The 18,660-nt window shown below is 36.5% G+C and carries 16 protein-coding genes; 2 read left to right on the forward strand and 14 right to left on the reverse strand.

What is annotated here, in order from left to right; translation table 11 throughout:
- Positions 1 to 41: 41 nt before the first annotated feature.
- From mtaB to gpr, 12 genes are all read right to left on the reverse strand, one after another.
- Positions 42 to 1,379 (reverse strand): tRNA (N(6)-L-threonylcarbamoyladenosine(37)-C(2))-methylthiotransferase MtaB, encoded by a 1,338-nt coding sequence (gene mtaB / locus GGQ92_RS03035; RefSeq protein WP_184244405.1) that lies wholly within the window; start codon positions 1,377 to 1,379, stop codon positions 42 to 44.
- A 4-nt stretch (positions 1,380 to 1,383) separates the two neighbouring features.
- Positions 1,384 to 2,136: a 16S rRNA (uracil(1498)-N(3))-methyltransferase gene (locus GGQ92_RS03040; protein WP_184244407.1), complete on the reverse strand. Its 753-nt coding sequence runs from the start codon at positions 2,134 to 2,136 to the stop codon at positions 1,384 to 1,386.
- Between the two features lie 14 nt (positions 2,137 to 2,150).
- Complete coding sequence (gene prmA, locus GGQ92_RS03045) at positions 2,151 to 3,092, reverse strand: 50S ribosomal protein L11 methyltransferase (RefSeq protein WP_184244409.1); 942 nt, start codon at positions 3,090 to 3,092, stop codon at positions 2,151 to 2,153.
- A 27-nt stretch (positions 3,093 to 3,119) separates the two neighbouring features.
- Positions 3,120 to 4,247: a molecular chaperone DnaJ gene (dnaJ, locus tag GGQ92_RS03050; RefSeq protein ID WP_184244411.1), complete on the reverse strand. Its 1,128-nt coding sequence runs from the start codon at positions 4,245 to 4,247 to the stop codon at positions 3,120 to 3,122.
- Between the two features lie 146 nt (positions 4,248 to 4,393).
- Entirely contained in the window at positions 4,394 to 6,238 is a 1,845-nt protein-coding gene (gene dnaK, locus GGQ92_RS03055; protein WP_184244414.1) for a molecular chaperone DnaK, read from the reverse strand.
- A gap of 32 nt (positions 6,239 to 6,270) precedes the next feature.
- Positions 6,271 to 6,849: a nucleotide exchange factor GrpE gene (gene grpE, locus GGQ92_RS03060; protein ID WP_184244416.1), complete on the reverse strand. Its 579-nt coding sequence runs from the start codon at positions 6,847 to 6,849 to the stop codon at positions 6,271 to 6,273.
- Between the two features lie 113 nt (positions 6,850 to 6,962).
- A complete protein-coding gene (hrcA, locus tag GGQ92_RS03065) occupies positions 6,963 to 7,985 on the reverse strand; it encodes a heat-inducible transcriptional repressor HrcA (RefSeq protein WP_184244418.1) in 1,023 nt (340 codons plus the stop codon).
- A gap of 106 nt (positions 7,986 to 8,091) precedes the next feature.
- Positions 8,092 to 9,267: a radical SAM family heme chaperone HemW gene (hemW, locus tag GGQ92_RS03070; RefSeq protein ID WP_184244421.1), complete on the reverse strand. Its 1,176-nt coding sequence runs from the start codon at positions 9,265 to 9,267 to the stop codon at positions 8,092 to 8,094.
- Positions 9,268 to 9,529: 262 nt separating this feature from the next.
- On the reverse strand, positions 9,530 to 11,344 hold the full coding sequence (gene lepA, locus GGQ92_RS03075; protein WP_425486368.1) for a translation elongation factor 4: 1,815 nt from the start codon (positions 11,342 to 11,344) through the stop codon (positions 9,530 to 9,532).
- Positions 11,345 to 11,505: 161 nt separating this feature from the next.
- Complete coding sequence (locus tag GGQ92_RS03080) at positions 11,506 to 11,805, reverse strand: hypothetical protein (protein WP_184244425.1); 300 nt, start codon at positions 11,803 to 11,805, stop codon at positions 11,506 to 11,508.
- Positions 11,802 to 12,974, reverse strand: coding sequence for a stage II sporulation protein P (gene spoIIP / locus GGQ92_RS03085; protein WP_184244426.1), 1,173 nt, complete (start codon positions 12,972 to 12,974; stop codon positions 11,802 to 11,804). Before spoIIP ends, GGQ92_RS03080 begins: the two co-directional genes overlap by 4 nt.
- 119 nt (positions 12,975 to 13,093) lie before the next feature.
- Positions 13,094 to 14,185: a GPR endopeptidase gene (gpr, locus tag GGQ92_RS03090; protein ID WP_184244428.1), complete on the reverse strand. Its 1,092-nt coding sequence runs from the start codon at positions 14,183 to 14,185 to the stop codon at positions 13,094 to 13,096.
- A 185-nt stretch (positions 14,186 to 14,370) separates the two neighbouring features.
- On the opposite strand from gpr, the gene rpsT reads away from it, so the two are divergent.
- Positions 14,371 to 14,637, forward strand: coding sequence for a 30S ribosomal protein S20 (rpsT, locus tag GGQ92_RS03095; RefSeq protein ID WP_184244430.1), 267 nt, complete (start codon positions 14,371 to 14,373; stop codon positions 14,635 to 14,637).
- Positions 14,638 to 14,665: 28 nt separating this feature from the next.
- On the opposite strand, the gene holA is transcribed toward rpsT, so the two are convergent.
- The gene (holA, locus tag GGQ92_RS03100) at positions 14,666 to 15,721 is read right to left on the reverse strand and encodes a DNA polymerase III subunit delta (protein ID WP_184244432.1); all 1,056 of its coding nucleotides are present in this window, start codon (positions 15,719 to 15,721) and stop codon (positions 14,666 to 14,668) included.
- Positions 15,722 to 16,096: 375 nt separating this feature from the next.
- On the opposite strand from holA, the gene GGQ92_RS03105 reads away from it, so the two are divergent.
- A complete protein-coding gene (locus GGQ92_RS03105; RefSeq protein ID WP_184244434.1) occupies positions 16,097 to 16,228 on the forward strand; it encodes a YqzM family protein in 132 nt (43 codons plus the stop codon).
- 108 nt (positions 16,229 to 16,336) lie between these two features.
- Here GGQ92_RS03105 and GGQ92_RS03110 read toward each other — a convergent pair whose 3' ends face one another.
- Positions 16,337 to 18,622: a DNA internalization-related competence protein ComEC/Rec2 gene (locus GGQ92_RS03110; RefSeq protein WP_184244436.1), complete on the reverse strand. Its 2,286-nt coding sequence runs from the start codon at positions 18,620 to 18,622 to the stop codon at positions 16,337 to 16,339.
- Positions 18,623 to 18,660: the final 38 nt, after the last annotated feature.

Below are 18,660 nucleotides of genomic sequence, written 5' to 3' on the forward strand. Positions count from 1 at the left end.
ACCATAGTAACTCTCTTATAGAGCAACTATGGTAATGGGTACTAAATAGATAAAGCAGCGTCATCCATCACCCGTACAAAAACTCCTTCATTATAAGGGTACCCTGCTTTTGTTACTTTTACTCTTACAATTTGGCCTATTAAGTCCGATGATCCTTCAAATTTTACTTTCATATAATTATCTGAATAACCAACAAGAACATTAGGATTTTCTTCATCTAATGATTCTTCAGGTATGACTTCCAACACTTCATTTTCATAATTTTTTGCGTATGAAAGAGCTTGTTCATTAGATAAATCAATTAATTGCTGCACACGACGATTTTTCACCTCATCGTCTACCTGGTTATCCATTCGTGCTGCAGGTGTCCCTGTACGACGGGAGAATGGAAAAACATGTAGCTCAGAGAAACCAATTTCTTTTACAAAGTCCATTGTCTCCTGAAACTCTTCCTCTGTTTCACCTGGAAAGCCAACGATGACATCAGAAGTAATAGCAAGATTAGGAAAAATCTTCTTGATTTTATTCACTCTTTGTTTGTAAAATTCTGTAGAATACTTACGTCTCATACGCTCTAAAACTGTATCCGAGCCAGATTGTAGAGGAATATGTAAATGTGGTACTATTTTTTCCGAAGAATTTAGAACATCAATTACCTCATCTGTTATCTGGCTAGCTTCGATAGAGGAAATACGAATTCTTTTTAGCCCTCTTACGTTAGTTTCAAGTTCATGCAGTAATTGAGCGAAGTTATAATCTTTCATATCTTCCCCATAACCCGCAGTATGAATTCCGGTCAGTACAATTTCTTTATATCCAGCATCCACTAACTGTTGCGCTTGCTTTAAGACGTTCTCTGGCTTACGAGAACGTAGCAAACCTCGCGACCATGGAATGATACAAAACGTACAGAAATTGTTACAACCTTCTTGAATTTTAAGCGATGCTCTCGTACGATCCGAGAAATCTGGTACATCCATTTCTTCAAATACACGATTTTTCATTATATTCGAAACACCGTTAATTGGTAGTCGGTGTTCTAAATGTTCTTCAATATACGCAATCATCTTACCACGATCTTGGGTTCCTACAACAACATCAACACCTGGGATTTCCATAATCTCACCTGGTGAGGTCTGTGCATAGCAACCTGTAACACAAATAACAGCATCGGGATTTTTCCTTACTGCTCTTCTGATCACTTGGCGACTTTTTTTGTCTCCCGTGTTCGTTACGGTACATGTATTAATAACATATACCTCTGCATGTTGATCGAAATCTACACGCTCGTATCCTTCTGATTTAAATCTATTCCATATACCTTCTGTTTCGTAATGGTTAACTTTACAACCTAATGTATGAAAAGCCACTGTTGGCATTTCATCACCTCATTTCTTCAAAGTAGTAGGATAAGCTTGCTAATGCATATAGAGGTGCTGTCTCTGTTCGTAATATTCTAGGACCTAGGCGAATCGATTGAAATTCATGCGATCTCAAGTCTCTTGCCTCTTTTTCAGAAAAGCCGCCCTCTGGACCGATACATATAAGTATTTTAGCACCTGGGTTAATTGTTTGATAGACGGAATGAAGTGATACAGATGACAAATGCTTAGCCTCTTCTTCATATGCAAATAAACGGATATCAAATGTTTTACTGTATTCAAGAAATTCCTCCCACCTATTCATCCACTGAACAGATGGGATAAAATTACGATGAGATTGTTCACTTGCTTCTTTTACTATCTTTTCCCAACGTGAAGTCTTTTTAACGAGTTTTCTCTCATCCCATTTTACTACTGATCTTTCTGCTTGAAAAGAGATGAACTGTTTCGCACCTAACTCCGTTCCTTTTTGGAGAATCCACTCCCATTTTTCCCCTTTAGGTACTCCTTGACCAATTGTTACATCCACGGGAAGTTCGGTATCGTAGTCAGGCCAACTATCAATCCTACATGTCACTGAATTGTCGTTAATATCTACTATGGTTGTGATTGCCGCTCCATCTTTTGGGTGCACAACAACAACTTGATTACCAATCTTCATTCTCATTACACGGACAATATGGTGGTAATCATCTTGTTTGATTGAGACAGTATCACCATTCCAATTCTCGTATGGGACAAAATATCGTTGCATTTACGTTCCTACTTTCATCTTGGCTTTCTAGCTATGATGGATACCCAATCTTCCATCTCATTGATTTCTAGAATAGCAAAACCTGCATTTATAAGCGCTTCTTTTACTTCTTCTTTTTTAGTTTGGATGATTCCAGACGTGATGAAAATCCCATCCGGTTTGAGTAGTTGAAAAGCATCCTTCTCAAATTGAAGAATAATTTCGGCTAAAATATTTGCGACAATGACCTCTACTTGTGCTGTTATACCTTCTAATAGATTGTTTTGTTTTACTGTAATCTCATTTACTAAGTGATTAACTTTCATATTTGCTTTCGTAGTTTGTACTGCTACATCATCCAAATCTAGTGCCAATACATGGTCTGCGCCTAATAAAATACTTGCAATTGAGAGGACTCCAGATCCACATCCTACGTCCATCACTTGGTTACCCTTACGAATATGCCTCTCAAGAGCTTGAATACTCAATACCGTAGTTGGATGTGTTCCTGTTCCAAATGCCATCCCGGGGTCCAACTCAATAACAATCTCATTCGCTGACTCTTTATTATATTCTTCCCACGTTGGTGTAATAGTTATTCTTTCAGAGACTTTCACAGGCTTATAGTATTTCTTCCACGCGGTTGCCCAATCTTCTTCATTTACTTCAGTTAATGTGATTTTATTAAGGCCAATATCAATGTCATATGAAATTAAGTTAGTAATTGCTTGCTTGATCTCGGATATCGTCTCACCTAAAAAGCTATTTACAGGTAAATAAGCCTTTAGCCTTACGCCTTCCTCTGAGAAACTGTCAGTATCCCATTCATAGATCTCTCCGAAGGAACCCTTCTTTTCTTTTTTTAGGTCTTGACTATCTTCAATAACTACTCCACCTGAGCCAGCTTCATGTAGTATATTAGATATTGGCTCAACAGCTTCGTTAGTTGTATAAATACTTAACTCTGTCCACTTCAAACAGAATCAACTCACTTTTCAATAGGATTATGAATCTCCTTTAAACGCCTTTTTCACTCGTTGAAAAAAAGAATCTTCATGTTCATCAGCTGGTTGGTTTCCCGCTAATTCATTCAATTCACGTAATAAACTCTTTTGTTGCTCACTTAAATTCGTTGGGGTAATAACCCGAACTTTGATATGTTGATCACCTTGTGCATAACCTCTAAGGTTTGGCGCACCTTTCCCTTTCAATCGGAAAGTTCGACCTGTTTGCGTTCCAGCTGGGATTTTCAGTTTGACTTTTCCATATAAGGTAGGAACCTCGATTTCATCACCGAGTGCTGCTTGCGCAAACGTTAATGGCATTTCACAGAAGATATTGTCGCCATCTCTCTCATAAAATTCGTGTTCCTTTACTTGAACAACAACAAATAAGTCACCTGCAGGACCACCATTCACTCCAGCTTCTCCTTGACCAGTTACTCTAATTTGTTGACCATCATGTATACCAGCTGGAATTTTAATACTAATCTTCTTACGTTTTTTCACCTTACCTGCTCCTGCACAGGTAGTACATTTTTCTTTAATTAATTTACCAGAACCTTGACAATGATGACAAACGCGTCGATTAACTACCCTTCCAAATGGTGTTTGTTGTTCAACATTTAACTGACCGCTTCCATTACAATGATGACACGTATCAGCTGAAGTACCTGGTTTCGCACCGCTTCCGTGACAAGTATCACAAGATTCTTCTTTTGGAATATGGATATCCATTTCCTTTCCAAAGATTGCGTCTTCGAATTCAATTGTCATCGTATATTGAAGGTCGTTTCCTTGTTGTGGTGCATTTGGATCGCGTCTTCGGCCACCACCAAAGAACATATCAAATATGTCGCCAAAACCACCGAAATCTTCAGCACTAAAGCCGCCACCACCAAAGCCTTGACTTTGTGGACCTGCATGGCCAAATTGATCATATTGGGCTCTCTTTTGTTCATTACCTAAAACTTCATATGCTTCTTTTACTTCTTTGAATTTTTCCTCTGTACCTGCTTCTTTGTTCACGTCTGGATGATACTGTCTTGCAAGTTTACGGTATGCTTTTTTTATCTCTTCTTTGGAGGCACTCTTCGATACACCTAGAACCTCATAATAGTCTCTTTTGCTCACTAACGAATCACGCTCCCGAACTTAACATAAATTTTATCTTAACATTCAATTACCGAGATAACAACAGAAATGAAAGACCTTTTATAACATGGGAAAAGTCAAAGCCACCTATGTTTGACTTTGACTTTTCACCTTACAATTCCTGCTTATTTTTTATCTTCATCGTCTACTTCTTCGTAATCAGCATCTACTACGTCATCCGCTTGCTCCTCGGAGCCAGTAGCTGAGCCATCTGCCTGTTGAGCTTGCTGTGCTTGTTGTTGTGCTTGCTCATACAATTTTACAGTCAGAGCCTGAACTTGTTGTTCTAGTGCCTCTTTCTTTGCCTTGATTTGCTCAAGATCATCGGACTCAATAGCTTTCTTCAATTCCTCTTTCGCTTCTTGTGCTGATTGCTTCTCTTCGTCAGACACTTTATCACCAAGATCTTCTAACGTCTTATCCGTTTGGAAAACCAATTGGTCAGCTTCGTTTCTTAATTCTACTTCTTCACGACGTTTTTTATCTTCTTCAGCATTTTCTTCAGCTTCTCTTACCATTTTATCTATTTCATCTTCACTAAGACCAGAAGAAGACTGAATAGTAATAGACTGTTCTTTGTTTGTACCTAAATCTTTTGCATGTACATTTACAATACCGTTCGCATCGATATCAAATTTAACTTCTATCTGTGGAACGCCACGTGGTGCTGGTGGAATGTCCGTCAGTTGGAAACGGCCAAGTGTCTTGTTATTAGCTGCCATTTCCCGTTCACCTTGTAGTACATGGATATCAACAGCCGTTTGATTATCTGCTGCAGTTGAGAAAACTTGTGAATGGCTAGTTGGAATCGTAGTATTTCTCTCGATTAACTTCGTAAACACTCCACCCATTGTTTCAATACCTAGGGATAGAGGGGTAACGTCTAATAGAACTACGTCTTTCACGTCACCTTGAAGTACTCCACCTTGAATTGCTGCACCTAATGCAACTACTTCGTCTGGGTTTACTCCTTTAGAAGGATCTTTGCCGATTTCTTTTTTAATCGCTTCTTGTACTGCAGGAATACGAGTAGATCCACCTACTAGGATAACTTTATCGATTTCGCTTGGTGACAGATCTGCGTCTCGCATTGCTTGACGAGTTGGCCCCATCGTACGCTCTACAAGATCAGAGGAAAGTTCCTCAAATTTAGCACGTGTTAGTGTCATTTCTAAATGAAGTGGACCTGCTTCACCTGCTGTGATAAACGGAAGCGAAATTTGCGTTTGAGATACACCTGACAAATCTTTTTTCGCCTTTTCAGCTGCATCTTTTAATCGTTGTTGTGCCATCTTATCTTGAGAAAGATCAACACCATTTTCTTTTTTAAATTCTTGTACCATATAATCCATAATTACTTGGTCGAAATCATCTCCACCTAGGCGATTATCACCCGCTGTAGCAATTACTTCGAAAGTTCCGTCTCCAATATCAAGAATAGAAACGTCAAATGTTCCCCCACCAAGGTCATATACAAGTACAGTTTGATCCTGATCTGCTTTATCAATACCGTAAGCTAAAGCTGCCGCAGTTGGCTCGTTAATAATACGCTCAACTTCTAAACCAGCGATTTTACCAGCATCTTTTGTTGCTTGTCTTTCCGCATCATTAAAATAAGCTGGAACTGTAATAACTGCTTTATCTACCTTTTCACCTAAGTAATCTTCCGCATATGACTTTAAGTATTGTAAAAGGATTGCCGAAATTTCTTGAGGCGTATAATCCTTACCTTCAATTTCTTCCTTATAATCTGTACCCATATGACGTTTAATCGATTGAATCGTATTTGGGTTCGTAATAGCTTGTCGTTTAGCTACTTCTCCAATTTGTCGTTCTCCGTTTTTAAAGGAAACAACGGAAGGAGTTGTACGATTACCCTCAGGGTTTGCTACAACTTGTGGTTCTCCACCTTCCATTACAGCAACACAAGAGTTTGTTGTTCCTAAATCAATACCAATTATTTTTCCCATAAGACAATTTCCTCCTTGACTATACTATGTAATTATTCGTTTACCTTCACCATTGCTGGTCTGATTACACGATCTTTTAATTGATATCCCTTTTGCAAGGTTTCAGTAATCTGACCTGATTCAAACCCTTCCTCATTCACTTGAGCAATGGCTTGATGTAGATTAGGGTCAAATACCTCACCAACAGTTTTGATTTCTGAAACTCCTTGATTCTCAAGAACCGTATGGAGCTGACGATAGATCATGTCTACTCCCTGAATAATATTCTTTGCCGCTTCATCATGTGCCTCTACTTGTAAAGCTCGCTCGAAATTATCCATAACCGGAAGCAATTCCTCTATTACATCTTGTGATTTATATTTTAAGGACGCTTCCTTTTCGCGTTGCGATCTTTTTCTAAAGTTATCATATTCGGCCTGAACACGTAACAATCGCTCTTCCATTTCTTTATGTTCGTTCACAAGTTTTTGATAATCCTCTATGCTTACAACTGCTTCTTCATTTTGTTCATCTTTCTGTTCGTCCAATTTTTCTTCAGGAATGTTATCAATATCCATTTCTTCAGCTTCAACTGTTTCATCTTTTAATTCATCTTGTTGTTCTTTTTCCATTCCAGTCACCTCCTATAGACCACTCTATACATAAACATAAATTGATAAACTTTTCAACGATAACACATACAAGAGAAAAGAGCATAGTACAACCATACCCCTTTCTCTCTTCATCAATACAATCCATCAAGAGATTTACTCATCTGCTTTGATAATACATTTAGCAATGAAATAACTCGAGAATAATCCATTCTAGTAGGCCCCAGTAAAGCAATCGTACCTAAATGACTATTGTCCAAAGTATAAGTTGCTGTAATTAAACTACAATCTTGCATGGCGTCTAATTCAATCTCCTGACCGATAGAAACACGAATACCTTCATCTGACTTACGAAGAAGATTAACCATTTCATCTTCCTGTTCCATTACCGTAAATAATGATTGTACTTTTTCAATATCTTTAAATTCTGGTTGATACATGATATTAGAAATACCATCTACATATAGCTTTACAGGCTGCTCTTCTAGCAGAGCTTGTTGAAGCAAATAGTAGGTAGATTCAAAATCTTCACTGTATTTCATCAGAAGCTCGGTTATTTCTCCGTAAAGTTTTTCTTTAAGTTGGATTAACGGTACACCTGCTAATCGGTCATTTAAAATATTTACTAAACGCTCTAAATCAGACATCTTCATCATTTTTGGCACATTGAAATAACGATGCTCCATATGGCCATTATTTGTTACAAGAATTGCGACTGCAGTATTTTCAGAAAGACTGATTATTTGAATCTGACGTAAAGTACTATTAAATACTTCTGGTCCAAGTATAATTGATGTATAATTTGTTAATTCAGATAGAATCCGTGCAGATTCTTGGACCACCTTTTCAAAGTGAATGTAGTCCTTTTCGAAAGCTAAGCCAATCCGTTGCATTTCTGCTTGCGAAAGACGAATCGGAGAAAGTAAATGATCAACATAGAAGCGATAACCTCTTTCGGACGGAACACGTCCTGAAGAAGTATGGGTTTTTTCAATAAGTCCCATGTCTTCTAAATCTGCCATTTCATTCCGAATCGTAGCCGAACTAAAAGAGATTTCACCCTTTTTAGCAATGGCACGAGATCCTATTGGCTGAGCTGTATGGATGAATTCATCAATTATTACTTGTAAAACCTGAAGTTGCCTTTGTGTAAGCATGATGATCACCTCTGTTAGCACTCCCTTATTATGAGTGCTAAATCTATTATTAAATTATCAAATAGAGAAAGAATTGTCAATCAATAATGCTGCCTTTTTTCTAGGCTTAAGACTCTTTAATAGCGTCTTTCCATTGCTCCCAAACATCGTCTTCTAATAGAAATTCTTGAAATACTTCGTTTCCAAAAGGTTTTCCATCTTCCGTTAAACGAACAAACCCATCACTTAGTTCCATCCAGCCTTTCTGCATAAGCTTTTCAAACGTATCACTATATATTTTTTTCAAATCCAAATGATATTTTGAATAGAACGATTGTAATGAAACTCCCTCACTTTTTCGTAAACCAAGGAACATCTCTTCTTCAATGCGCTCTTTTTTTGTAATCTCATCCGTGTATAATACAGGTTTTCCGGATGCTTGAGCTTCTTTTACATACGCTGGGAATGGACGAACATTAATTGTTCGATATCCTGGTAAATAGCCACTCGCTCCAGCGCCAAACCCATAATAATACTCATTGTTCCAATACGTTAGATTGTGCTTACTTTCGTAACCAGCTCTTGCAAAATTACTAATTTCATATTGGTTCTTATCTTCTTCTCTCATTCTTTTACGTAACAATTCATACATGTCTGCTTCCACTTCTTCTGGTGGTTTAGATAGTGTACCTTTTTTATAACGTTGATAAAAAACCGTTTTTGGTTCTATTTGTAAAGAATAAGCAGAATAATGTGGTAAATTAAATGAAATCGCTTCTTCAAGAGTCTTCGAAAAATGCTCCATCGTTTGGTTAGGCAAACTAAACATTAAGTCTATACTAATATTCGTAAGTCCTGCATTTTGTAAATCATTCACATTTTGATACACATCTTTTACTCGGTGAAGTCGGCCTAATTTTTCCAGCATTTCGTCGTTAAAATCTTGAACGCCCATTGATATACGATTCACTCCATGACTAACCAATATATCAATCTTCTCTTTTGTTAAGTCACCTGGATTAGCTTCGAAGGTATATTCTTCTACTCCGCTCACATCAAAATAATGTGCGATCATTTCGACTAATTGTAATAGCTGACGATTATTTAGGGCTGTCGGAGTTCCACCTCCAACAAAGATTGTCTTCATTTTTTTCCTCGGTTGTTCAATAGCCGTACTAATTTCTTTTTCAAGTGCTACAAGGTATTCATCTGCCATTTTTTCATCATAAAAAAACTTCGTAAAGTCACAATAGTGGCAGAGCTTTTCACAAAACGGTATATGAATATATGCGGAAGTGATCATACTTCCCCTCCTCTAAATATCGAATTCTCACATAGAAAAGCGCAGGCGCCTTGTCCAACCTCGACAAGCTTTAGTAAGGCTTGACGTGGCGCTCTTTGCCACAGAATACATTTAAGCGCAGGAGCTAGACAAATCCAAGTTGATTTATAAACTCCCTGCTCTTTTTAATTAAAACAGAAAAGAAATCAACTGTCGTTATAAAAAGAATAACAAGCAGCGATTTCTTTTCAATTACTATTTCTATATGTGTACTTTAAATGTATTAATCATCATCCATTTTTAAGACGGCCATAAATGCTTCTTGTGGTACTTCTACAGATCCAACCATCTTCATACGTTTCTTACCTTCTTTTTGTTTTTCAAGTAATTTTCTCTTTCTAGAAATGTCACCACCATAACACTTACTTAGAACATTCTTACGCATCGCTTTAATATTCGTCCTTGCAACAATTTTATTCCCGATTGCTGCTTGAATCGGCACTTCGAACTGTTGTCTAGGAATAAGTGTCTTTAGTTTCTCTGCAATTTGCTTTCCTCGATCGAACGAAAAGTCACGATGAACAATGAAAGAAAGAGCATCTATTGTATCGCCATTTAATAGGATATCCATCTTCACTAAATTAGACGCTTTATAACCGATCATCTCATAATCAAACGAAGCATATCCTTTTGTATTCGATTTTAATTGATCAAAAAAGTCATACACAATCTCTGATAAAGGAATTTCGTAAATAACGTTTACTCGATTATCATTAAGATACTGCATATCTTTATATTCGCCTCGTTTTTTCTGGCAAATTTCCATAACCGCACCTACGAAATCATTAGGCACCATAATTGTTGCTTCTACAAAAGGTTCTTGAACCTCTTGGATCGATTGATTATCTGGCATTTCGGAAGGGTTATCGATAATGATTTCCTCTCCATCTGTTTTAACTACTTTGTATACTACACTTGGTGCAGTAGTAATGAGATTAATACCAAATTCACGTTCAATACGTTCTTGGATTATTTCCATATGAAGTAATCCTAAAAATCCACAACGGAATCCAAACCCAAGCGCCTGGGACGTTTCTGCTTCATATTGAAGAGAAGAATCGTTTAATTCTAATCGCTCTAATGCTTCCCGTAAATCGTTATAATCTGCTGCATCTACAGGGTAAAGACCACAGAACACCATCGGGTTTAGCTTTCGGTAACCAGGAAGTGGATCTGTTGCTTCATTATTAGCTAATGTTATCGTGTCCCCGACTTGTGTATCCATAATATTCTTAATAGAAGCAGTGATATAACCAACATCACCGACTGTTAAGTAATCAAGTTTTGATGGCTTTGGATTAAATACACCAACTTCATTTACTTCGAACTCTTTCCCTGTCGCCATCATCTTTATTTTATCGCCTACTTTAACACTACCTTCTTTAATACAGACATAGGCAATAACACCACGATATGGATCATACAGAGAGTCAAAGATTAACGCTTTTAATGGGTCCTCTGATTTGCCTTCGGGTTCAGGAATTCGTTCAACTATCTGTTCTAAAATATCTTCAATACCAATTCCAGCTTTAGCACTTGCTAAAATAGCTTCGTCCCCATCAATTCCAATAACATCCGTTATTTCCTTTTTAACACGTTCAGGATCTGCACTTGGCAGGTCAATCTTATTAATCACAGGGATGATTTCTAAATCATTGTCTAATGCCAAGTATACGTTAGCTAAAGTTTGTGCTTCAATCCCTTGAGCCGCATCAACTACAAGAATAGCACCTTCACAAGCGGCAAGACTCCGCGAAACTTCATATGTAAAGTCGACATGACCTGGTGTATCAATCAAATGGAAAATATATTCCTCCCCATTTTCTCGGATATATTTTAATTGAACAGCATTTAATTTAATCGTAATTCCGCGTTCGCGTTCTAGATCCATCGCATCTAGAAACTGCTCTTTCATTTCCCTTGATGTAAGTGCTTTTGTATGTTCTAAAATACGATCAGCTAATGTCGATTTTCCATGATCGATATGTGCAATGATGGAAAAATTCCTTACATTGCTCTGTTTTTTTATGTTTGTCAACGTCATTCAACTCCTATATAGCACGTCAATACTAGGTTAGATTATAGCAGTCTGTAGCAAGATGTTCAATTATTCCTGATTTAAATTTGAAACAAAATTGCTACAAACCGACTAATATCTATAACGAAGACAAGTAAATTTACATATCTATTTTTAATAAGCTAGAACAATATATCAATAAATTCACTACAAACTGTTAGGATACTATTCGCTACTTTCCCAATTGCATTTCCACCATTTTCCGCAAATGTGTATAAAACACTTGGCTCATAATCTTCTGCTTCCAACGGTACAATCTCGACAGTACTTTCCTCAACTTCTTCCTTTATTGAAGTAGTATCGACAAACTCAACCTCGGGAACTGGTGGCTCTGAAGAGTTTTCAGAGCTCGTATTCCCTCCCATATAAACACCTAGAGAAAAAATAGCAACTAATAACAAACAGGTTAATAGGAATCTCACTGACCTTCCTCCTTGGATACTTTCTCAGCTTCAAAATAGATTTCACTAAAAATTTCTGCAAAGACTGCGGAAGTATTATTGAGTTCTTCAAATGTATTATCAACACCTCCAAACTCAATTAGTAGTGCATTATTCGAGACATCTTGGTTGTATACACCATTCCTGCCTTCTCCACCATATTTCTCTACGCCTCTACTCAATCCGGGGAATTTTTCTTCAAGGGCATGGTGCAATCTATTTGCTAATGCAAAGTTTGCCTCAAAATTAGGGTTGTCCCCGCCAATTACAAACATAAGTCTCGCATAATTTTTCCCGTCTATTTCCTTCGTTGTAATATCCTTTCTCACACTATCTCGATGTAGATCAAATACATACTGTATATCCTGATTTTCTGCTAATGCTGCTGTAACGACTTCCTTAGAAGCCTTATAAGAATCTCTCGAATAATTCCAATCTCTTTCCACCAGCATCGAACCAATATCCGCTTTCTCCACTTGCGAGCCGATTCCAAATTTAGATAAATCTTTTCCTAGTTGTTCACTTACTCTCGTAATGTTTATATCTTTATGAAATGCATCATTTGGTTCATCTGTGTTCGGTAGATATGGTAAAAAGGACTCTCGGTTATGGGTATTGTATATATAAACAGCCTTCTTATTATCATTAGGTGTAGGAGCCGGCTTTTTCTCTTCTTCTAACTCCTCTGGTATCGTTGCTTCTCTTTCTTCTAATACAATTTCTAAAGGAGGAGTAGATTCTACTGTCAAATTAGTAAAATCGGTACCTTCTCCTGCAATCAATATTTCTCGATCATAAAAATTAAACCCAGGCAACTCCCTACCTAATAAACTTCTTACGTCATGTACACGCACGTTTGTACCTAATTCAAATAGTACTCTCCCTATATCAATTGGTTCTTCTCCTTCGGGTAAAGCTTCTTCAAATAATCGATTTTCTCCAGCCATTAATGTTAAATAGTGCAATTCACTAACCTCTGAAGTCCATTTTTTAACAGTATGGGAAGCAACTCGATAAGATGGATCTAAACTTGTCATCATTCCTACTAGAATAAACATGGAAAAAAATGATGTAATAAATATTGCTAGGATTAAAAAAACTTTATTTTTTGATAATAAGATTACTTTTTTTGATTGTTTACGTAGTGTCATCTTTCTCCCCTTTCTATCACAGCCTATCAACTCTACTAGAGTGTATGTGGATGCAATAGAGAGTAGAACAAAAAAAGGAAAAGCCAAATGACTTTTCCTTTTAGATTAGATGTTTATGATTATCTAGAATAGGATCCAAAATTCTCAACCGTTACATTTTCGTGTAATGCTGCATTCAGACCTTCTGCTATTAAATGCGCCATATCTTTCATATAACCATCCACTTCTTTAGGAGTAACCATTAAATTATGTCCCAAAGGAGAAAGTACCTCGGTAATTAAAGCACGTTTCTCTTGATTGTTTAAAGTACCAATCATCCCGAAAAACTTCTCTTTTTGTTCGTTCGAGGGCATATCTTCCTCAGATAATTTCCTTTTTCCAAAGGTCATTCCAGCAGGGGTTAATGATTTTGACGGCTTATCCTTCTCCCTGACCTCTTTTCCAAAATGTTTTAATGTAAAGTCTATCGCATCACTCGTTATAGTTACAGCATCGACAACCGTAGGGACTCCAGCAGCAATTACTGGAATTCCTAATGTCTGTTTACTTAATTCTTTTCGTTTATTACCAACACCAGATCCTGGATGAATACCCGAGTCCGATAATTGAATTGTTGTGTTTACTCGTTCCATTGATCGCGCTGCTAATGCGTCTACTGCAATTACACAATCCGGTTTATACTTTTCTACCACACCAAGTATAATATCGCTCGTTTCAATTCCAGTAACCCCCATCACTCCGGGCTCCATGAGTGCGACTTTTCGGTACCCTTCCTTTACATATTGTGGCTCGTAAAGAAATAAGTGATTGGTTACTAAAACTTTATCAGTAGTTAATGGACCTAACGCATCTGGTGTTACGTTTCTATTTCCTAATCCAACAATTAAAACGGAATCATCTTTAGAAATATTATTTTTCTCAAGCAAATCTAGTAATTCTTTAGCAAATACTTTAGCAGTCTCTTCAATATATTTAGTATCTTGTTGCTTAATTGCTTCCGAATAAATGGTTCGGTAAGAGCCTTTTTTCTTTCCTATATGCTCGGATCCCGTTTCATCCACTTCTACTTGAGTAACACGTATACGGCCTTCTTTTCGTTCTTTAATGTTCACACCAGGTATTTCTGATTCTTTCTTCGTTTGTCGACTAACGTACATATCTTTTGCTTCTACTGCGAGATCAGTACGTATTTCAAAAGACTTCTCATCCACTTCATTCCACTCCTCTAATGATGATAAATTTATTTTTCTCCAACTCAGCTTTTATCATGCGTTAAATAATTAATGAATTGAGGAGCGTCAGTAAAGCAATTTTTTATTGAAAAAAAGGGTGAGCTTTGGTAAAATGACTTTTGACCTGAAAAAACCGGGTATGAAGCAATATGGAGGTGAAGATATTGGCTAATATTAAATCAGCAATTAAACGAGTACGTACTAATGAAGATCGTCGTTTACTTAACCAACCTGTGAAATCTGAAATGCGTTCACATATTAAGAAAGTTGAAAAGTTAATCGAGAAAAAAGACGTAGAGGGAGCGAAAGCAGCATACCTTACTGCGGTTAAAAAAATCGATAAAGCGGTCCAAAAAGGATTAGTTCATCAAAATAACGGGAATCGTCAAAAAGCTCGCCTCGCTAAGCATTTGAAAGGTCTAGGAGCTTAATTACGATTTTTCACATCTAAACCCAGCCTTAAGCAAGGCTGGGTTTAGTATTGTTTTTATGTCTCTCTTGGATTAAATAGTAAAGTAGTAGCTCAAAGGCTATGCTTTTGTCCATTGCTCCTGTCTTCATTTGTAAGTCTGTCTCAGCCATTTTATCAATCATTTTTTTTAACTCAGCAAATGTAAAGCTAGCCTGCCTATTTAATGCTAATTTTGCTGTATATGGATGAATCTTTAATTGCTGTGCTATTTGTTGCTGTGTGTAACCTTTTTGTTTTAACACTTTAACTTGTAAAATAGTCCGGAACTGAGATGTTATAAGTGCTAGCATTCCTATCGGATCCTCGCCCTTCTTTTCCAAATCCTTTTTAATATTAATTGCGGCTTTTAAATCACTCGTTAATACAGCATCAACAAGTTGGAAGGCTGTACTATTCTCTTGTTCCGAAATAAGTAATTTTGCTGTCTCTAGTTGAATTTCATTTCCGGCACCTGCATACAAAGCCATTTTTTCTAACTCCGACTGAATCACCATTAAGTTTGAGCCAATTGTCTCAATTAAAAAATCAACCACTTGATTTGAAACTGTAATATGTAGATCATTCGCAAGCGTTTTTACAGTTTGTTGCATATTATATTCTTTTAAGGGTTGGCATTCTACAAACGCAGCATGCTTTTTTAATGCTTTTACGATTTTTTTCCGCTCATCTACTTTCTCGTAAGGCGCTATAACAACCAACACAGTATAAGGTGCAGGATTTTCCAAATACGTTATTAATGATTCCGGCTGATGTAGTATGTCAGTTACGGATGGTTTTGCTTTAAGGAAATCTGCGTTATGAGCAATTATAAGCTTTCGTTCTCCAAAAAACGGGAAAGTTTCCGCATCGATTATTACTTCTTGTATCGTTGTTTCCTCTAAGTCATATGTTGATAAATTAGTATCTAAGTCTTCCGGTTCGACAATTTTCTTTGTTAAAGTAGCTCGTAACATATCAGTCATATAATTCTCTGTTCCGTACAAATAATAAACGGGAGCTATTTTATCTTTTTTTATTTGTTGCATACACTCTAAATAATCCATCTTACCACCTCAAAAAACTTTCCCAACTAAGCTCATTTACAGGAGCCTGTCTTTATTTTAAAGTTGAAATATTTCACAATATGTTTTATTGTATAATAAGAATGGTTAAAGTATCAATGGCAGTAATTTCTTTACGGCTTTACATATGATGGATAATTTAAGGAATTATAGTTATCTTAAGTTAGAAAATAAAGAGGGAGCGACAGAAGTCCTCCCTCAGCAATCTATATAAACGCCTTATTAAAGGTCCCGGGAAGTCCAATAACAAGGCGATGTTTTTGTCACTATATAGATTGTTCTAAAATCTGTTTTTTATGGTTGTTAAGTCTTGCTAAGTAAGGGAATACTGCGATAAGTATAAGGGAGGCAATCAGAATGAACGAATTCGAAAAAGATCCACAGTCAAAACGTCCTGATATTATAGACGCTGGTGTTGGATTTGTGGCTTCATTTTTATTCTTCATGATTATATTTTTTATTGGGGTAATTTTCGACGCACTAAATTAGTTAACAAAGAAATCTTTTACAAAGAAACTTGGCAAAGCAATTGTTTTGTCAAGTTTTTTTATTAGAGTGTTGTAAAATATAGAATATCTCTTACTAACAGACAATCCATTAGTGCTCATCAACTCTCTCTACTTCATCATATGGCAAATAAGTCGTAATCGTTCCACTTCCTTGATTAATTTTTATTGAAATCGCTCCATGTTTATCGGTTCGCCAAACTGCGATATCATTTTTTTCAAGACGTTCTAATACCTCATCGTGTGGATGACCATATCGGTTGTTCCTTCCAACAGATATGAATGCAGCATTAGGATTTACTTTTTCTAAGAAATATTGCCCTGTTGAAGTATTACTACCATGATGTGCAACTTTTATGAAATCAACTTGAAGTGGTGTTAGTTTGTTAACGATCAACTCTTCCGTTTCAACCCCAATATCCCCTGTTAATAAACCTTCAATTTGACCAAAATTTGCATACAGGACGAGTGAGTTTTCATTTCTATCTTTACTATCATGCCCAGGATGAAGAACAGTAAATGTAAACCCTTTTACACCATAGCTTTCCCCTGTTATTAAGAATTCAAATTTTGTTTGCGGACTTATTGCTTGGAACTGTCTTAAAATATCCGGATCAAAATAAGGATGCGTATAAATAGTATCCACTTTATATTGATCCAAAATAAACGGAACACTCCCAATATGATCCGTATCCTCATGAGTTAAAAAAATACCATCAATCGATGTAATACCCCGATATTTCAAATACGGGTCAATTACCTGTTTAAACACTTGATTAGAAGGCTGATTATCCAAGAAAGAAAAAGTCCCCCCTGCATCAATGAGATACACTCCTTCTCGTTTGGATGTTTCAACTACAATAGCATCTCCTTGTCCTATATCAAGCATTGTTATCCTTGCTTCATTTTTCAGAAAAGGCGTGACACTTACGATCATTACTAACAAAGTTAATAACAATCCATAGATAAAACTCTTCTTTAAAAGTCCACTGTCCCATGCTTTCATCATCAAGAAGAAAAAGCAATAATATACCAAAAAGTATTCAAGGGGAAATTGACCAACAACCCATGGATCCAGTAATAGCTCGTCTACAATAAACAATACATCCAGAAAACGTTCATGTACTTGAATAAATAAAAAATCGAGGAATGTGTGAATTGGATTAAAAGGCATGGTTATTACAAGTACTAATAATGTTGGCATAACAAAAATTGAAAAATAAGGAATTACAAAAAAGTTTACAAGAACGGATAAAGGCTGCAGCTGATAGAAATGATAAAGTTGGATGGGCAATATGGCAAGCATACTAATTAAGCTAATTACGAGCGATCCCCAATGGATAGATAAGCCTTTCAATATATTTCTTGATAGTAGGATGGTGAACGTAACGATAAAACTAAATTGAAAAGCAATTTTTTCAATAATGATTGGATCTACAATGATCATCAATAGAAAAACGACACTCAATAAGTCTGTAAACGACCACTTTTTATTTGATAAAGAAAAAATTAGGATTATGACATAGAAAAGAGAGGAACGCCATACGGAGGGTGCACCACCGGATAATAGTGGATAAAGTGAGAAAAAACAAATAAGAATCATAGTTGTTCTTTCATAGGAAAGCCTAAAGATATATAAACATAGAAAATAAAAACACGCAGCTAATAATCCAACATGTAATCCGGAAATTGCTAATAGGTGAGACAATCCCCATTCCTGAAATAATTGCGTTACATCATCCGGTATAGCAGAGCGATCTCCGAATAATAGTGCTAATAGCCACGCATTGCTTTCTTCACTAGAGTGTAGAGTAATACGTTCAATCATCTTATGCCGGATAGCATACAAATTAGTAAATAAATTACTACCACTACAACCGTGTAAATACGGAGGTTCTAATACAATTTGTCCGTAAATATTATCCGTTTGAGCATATCCTTTGTAATCAAATTGGCCCGGGTTCGTTGCTCGTTGTATTTCCTGTAATTTCCCTGTAAATTCACAGGTCATTCCTGGATGAATATCTTGAAGAGGAATCGTTCCTTCTGTTTTAAAATGGAGTGCTTCGATTCGTACCGGTGAATTCTCTGGTTGAATGACTAGTTGTATCGTTTTATTTGTTTCTTTCGGTGGTTTTACTATATTCCCACGAAAAGTTACGATATCTTCGGTCCAGGTCAACTCCCATTTGTTTGGTACGATCAACAGATAAAAAAAGCAGAACAGAAGTACTAAAAACAATATAAACAACGGTTTAAACTTTTTGTGAAGAAAGATAAGAAGAATAATGGGAAGGAAAATAAGGGGAAAATCTGTAGACTTTGCAACATAAGCTAGTGAACATACTATTACTAGCCAATGCCATTGACCACTCACTACATACCTCCTATCTTTAATAAAAGTAGGGACAAAAG

This window comes from Gracilibacillus halotolerans, assembly GCF_014206945.1.
Taxonomy (GTDB): domain Bacteria; phylum Bacillota; class Bacilli; order Bacillales; family Amphibacillaceae; genus Gracilibacillus; species Gracilibacillus halotolerans.

What these genes read in the sequence shown, in the direction of transcription:
- GGQ92_RS03040 (WP_184244407.1), bottom strand. Translation starts at nt 2,136, where the DNA reads ATGCAACGATATTTTGTCCCATACGAGAATTGGAATGGTGATACTGTC.
- mtaB (WP_184244405.1), bottom strand. Translation starts at nt 1,379, where the DNA reads ATGCCAACAGTGGCTTTTCATACATTAGGTTGTAAAGTTAACCATTAC.
- hemW (WP_184244421.1), bottom strand. Translation starts at nt 9,267, where the DNA reads ATGATCACTTCCGCATATATTCATATACCGTTTTGTGAAAAGCTCTGC.
- hrcA (WP_184244418.1), bottom strand. Translation starts at nt 7,985, where the DNA reads ATGCTTACACAAAGGCAACTTCAGGTTTTACAAGTAATAATTGATGAA.
- spoIIP (WP_184244426.1), bottom strand. Translation starts at nt 12,974, where the DNA reads ATGACACTACGTAAACAATCAAAAAAAGTAATCTTATTATCAAAAAAT.
- dnaK (WP_184244414.1), bottom strand. Translation starts at nt 6,238, where the DNA reads ATGGGAAAAATAATTGGTATTGATTTAGGAACAACAAACTCTTGTGTT.
- holA (WP_184244432.1), bottom strand. Translation starts at nt 15,721, where the DNA reads ATGGATTATTTAGAGTGTATGCAACAAATAAAAAAAGATAAAATAGCT.
- grpE (WP_184244416.1), bottom strand. Translation starts at nt 6,849, where the DNA reads ATGGAAAAAGAACAACAAGATGAATTAAAAGATGAAACAGTTGAAGCT.
- GGQ92_RS03105 (WP_184244434.1), top strand. Translation starts at nt 16,097, where the DNA reads ATGAACGAATTCGAAAAAGATCCACAGTCAAAACGTCCTGATATTATA.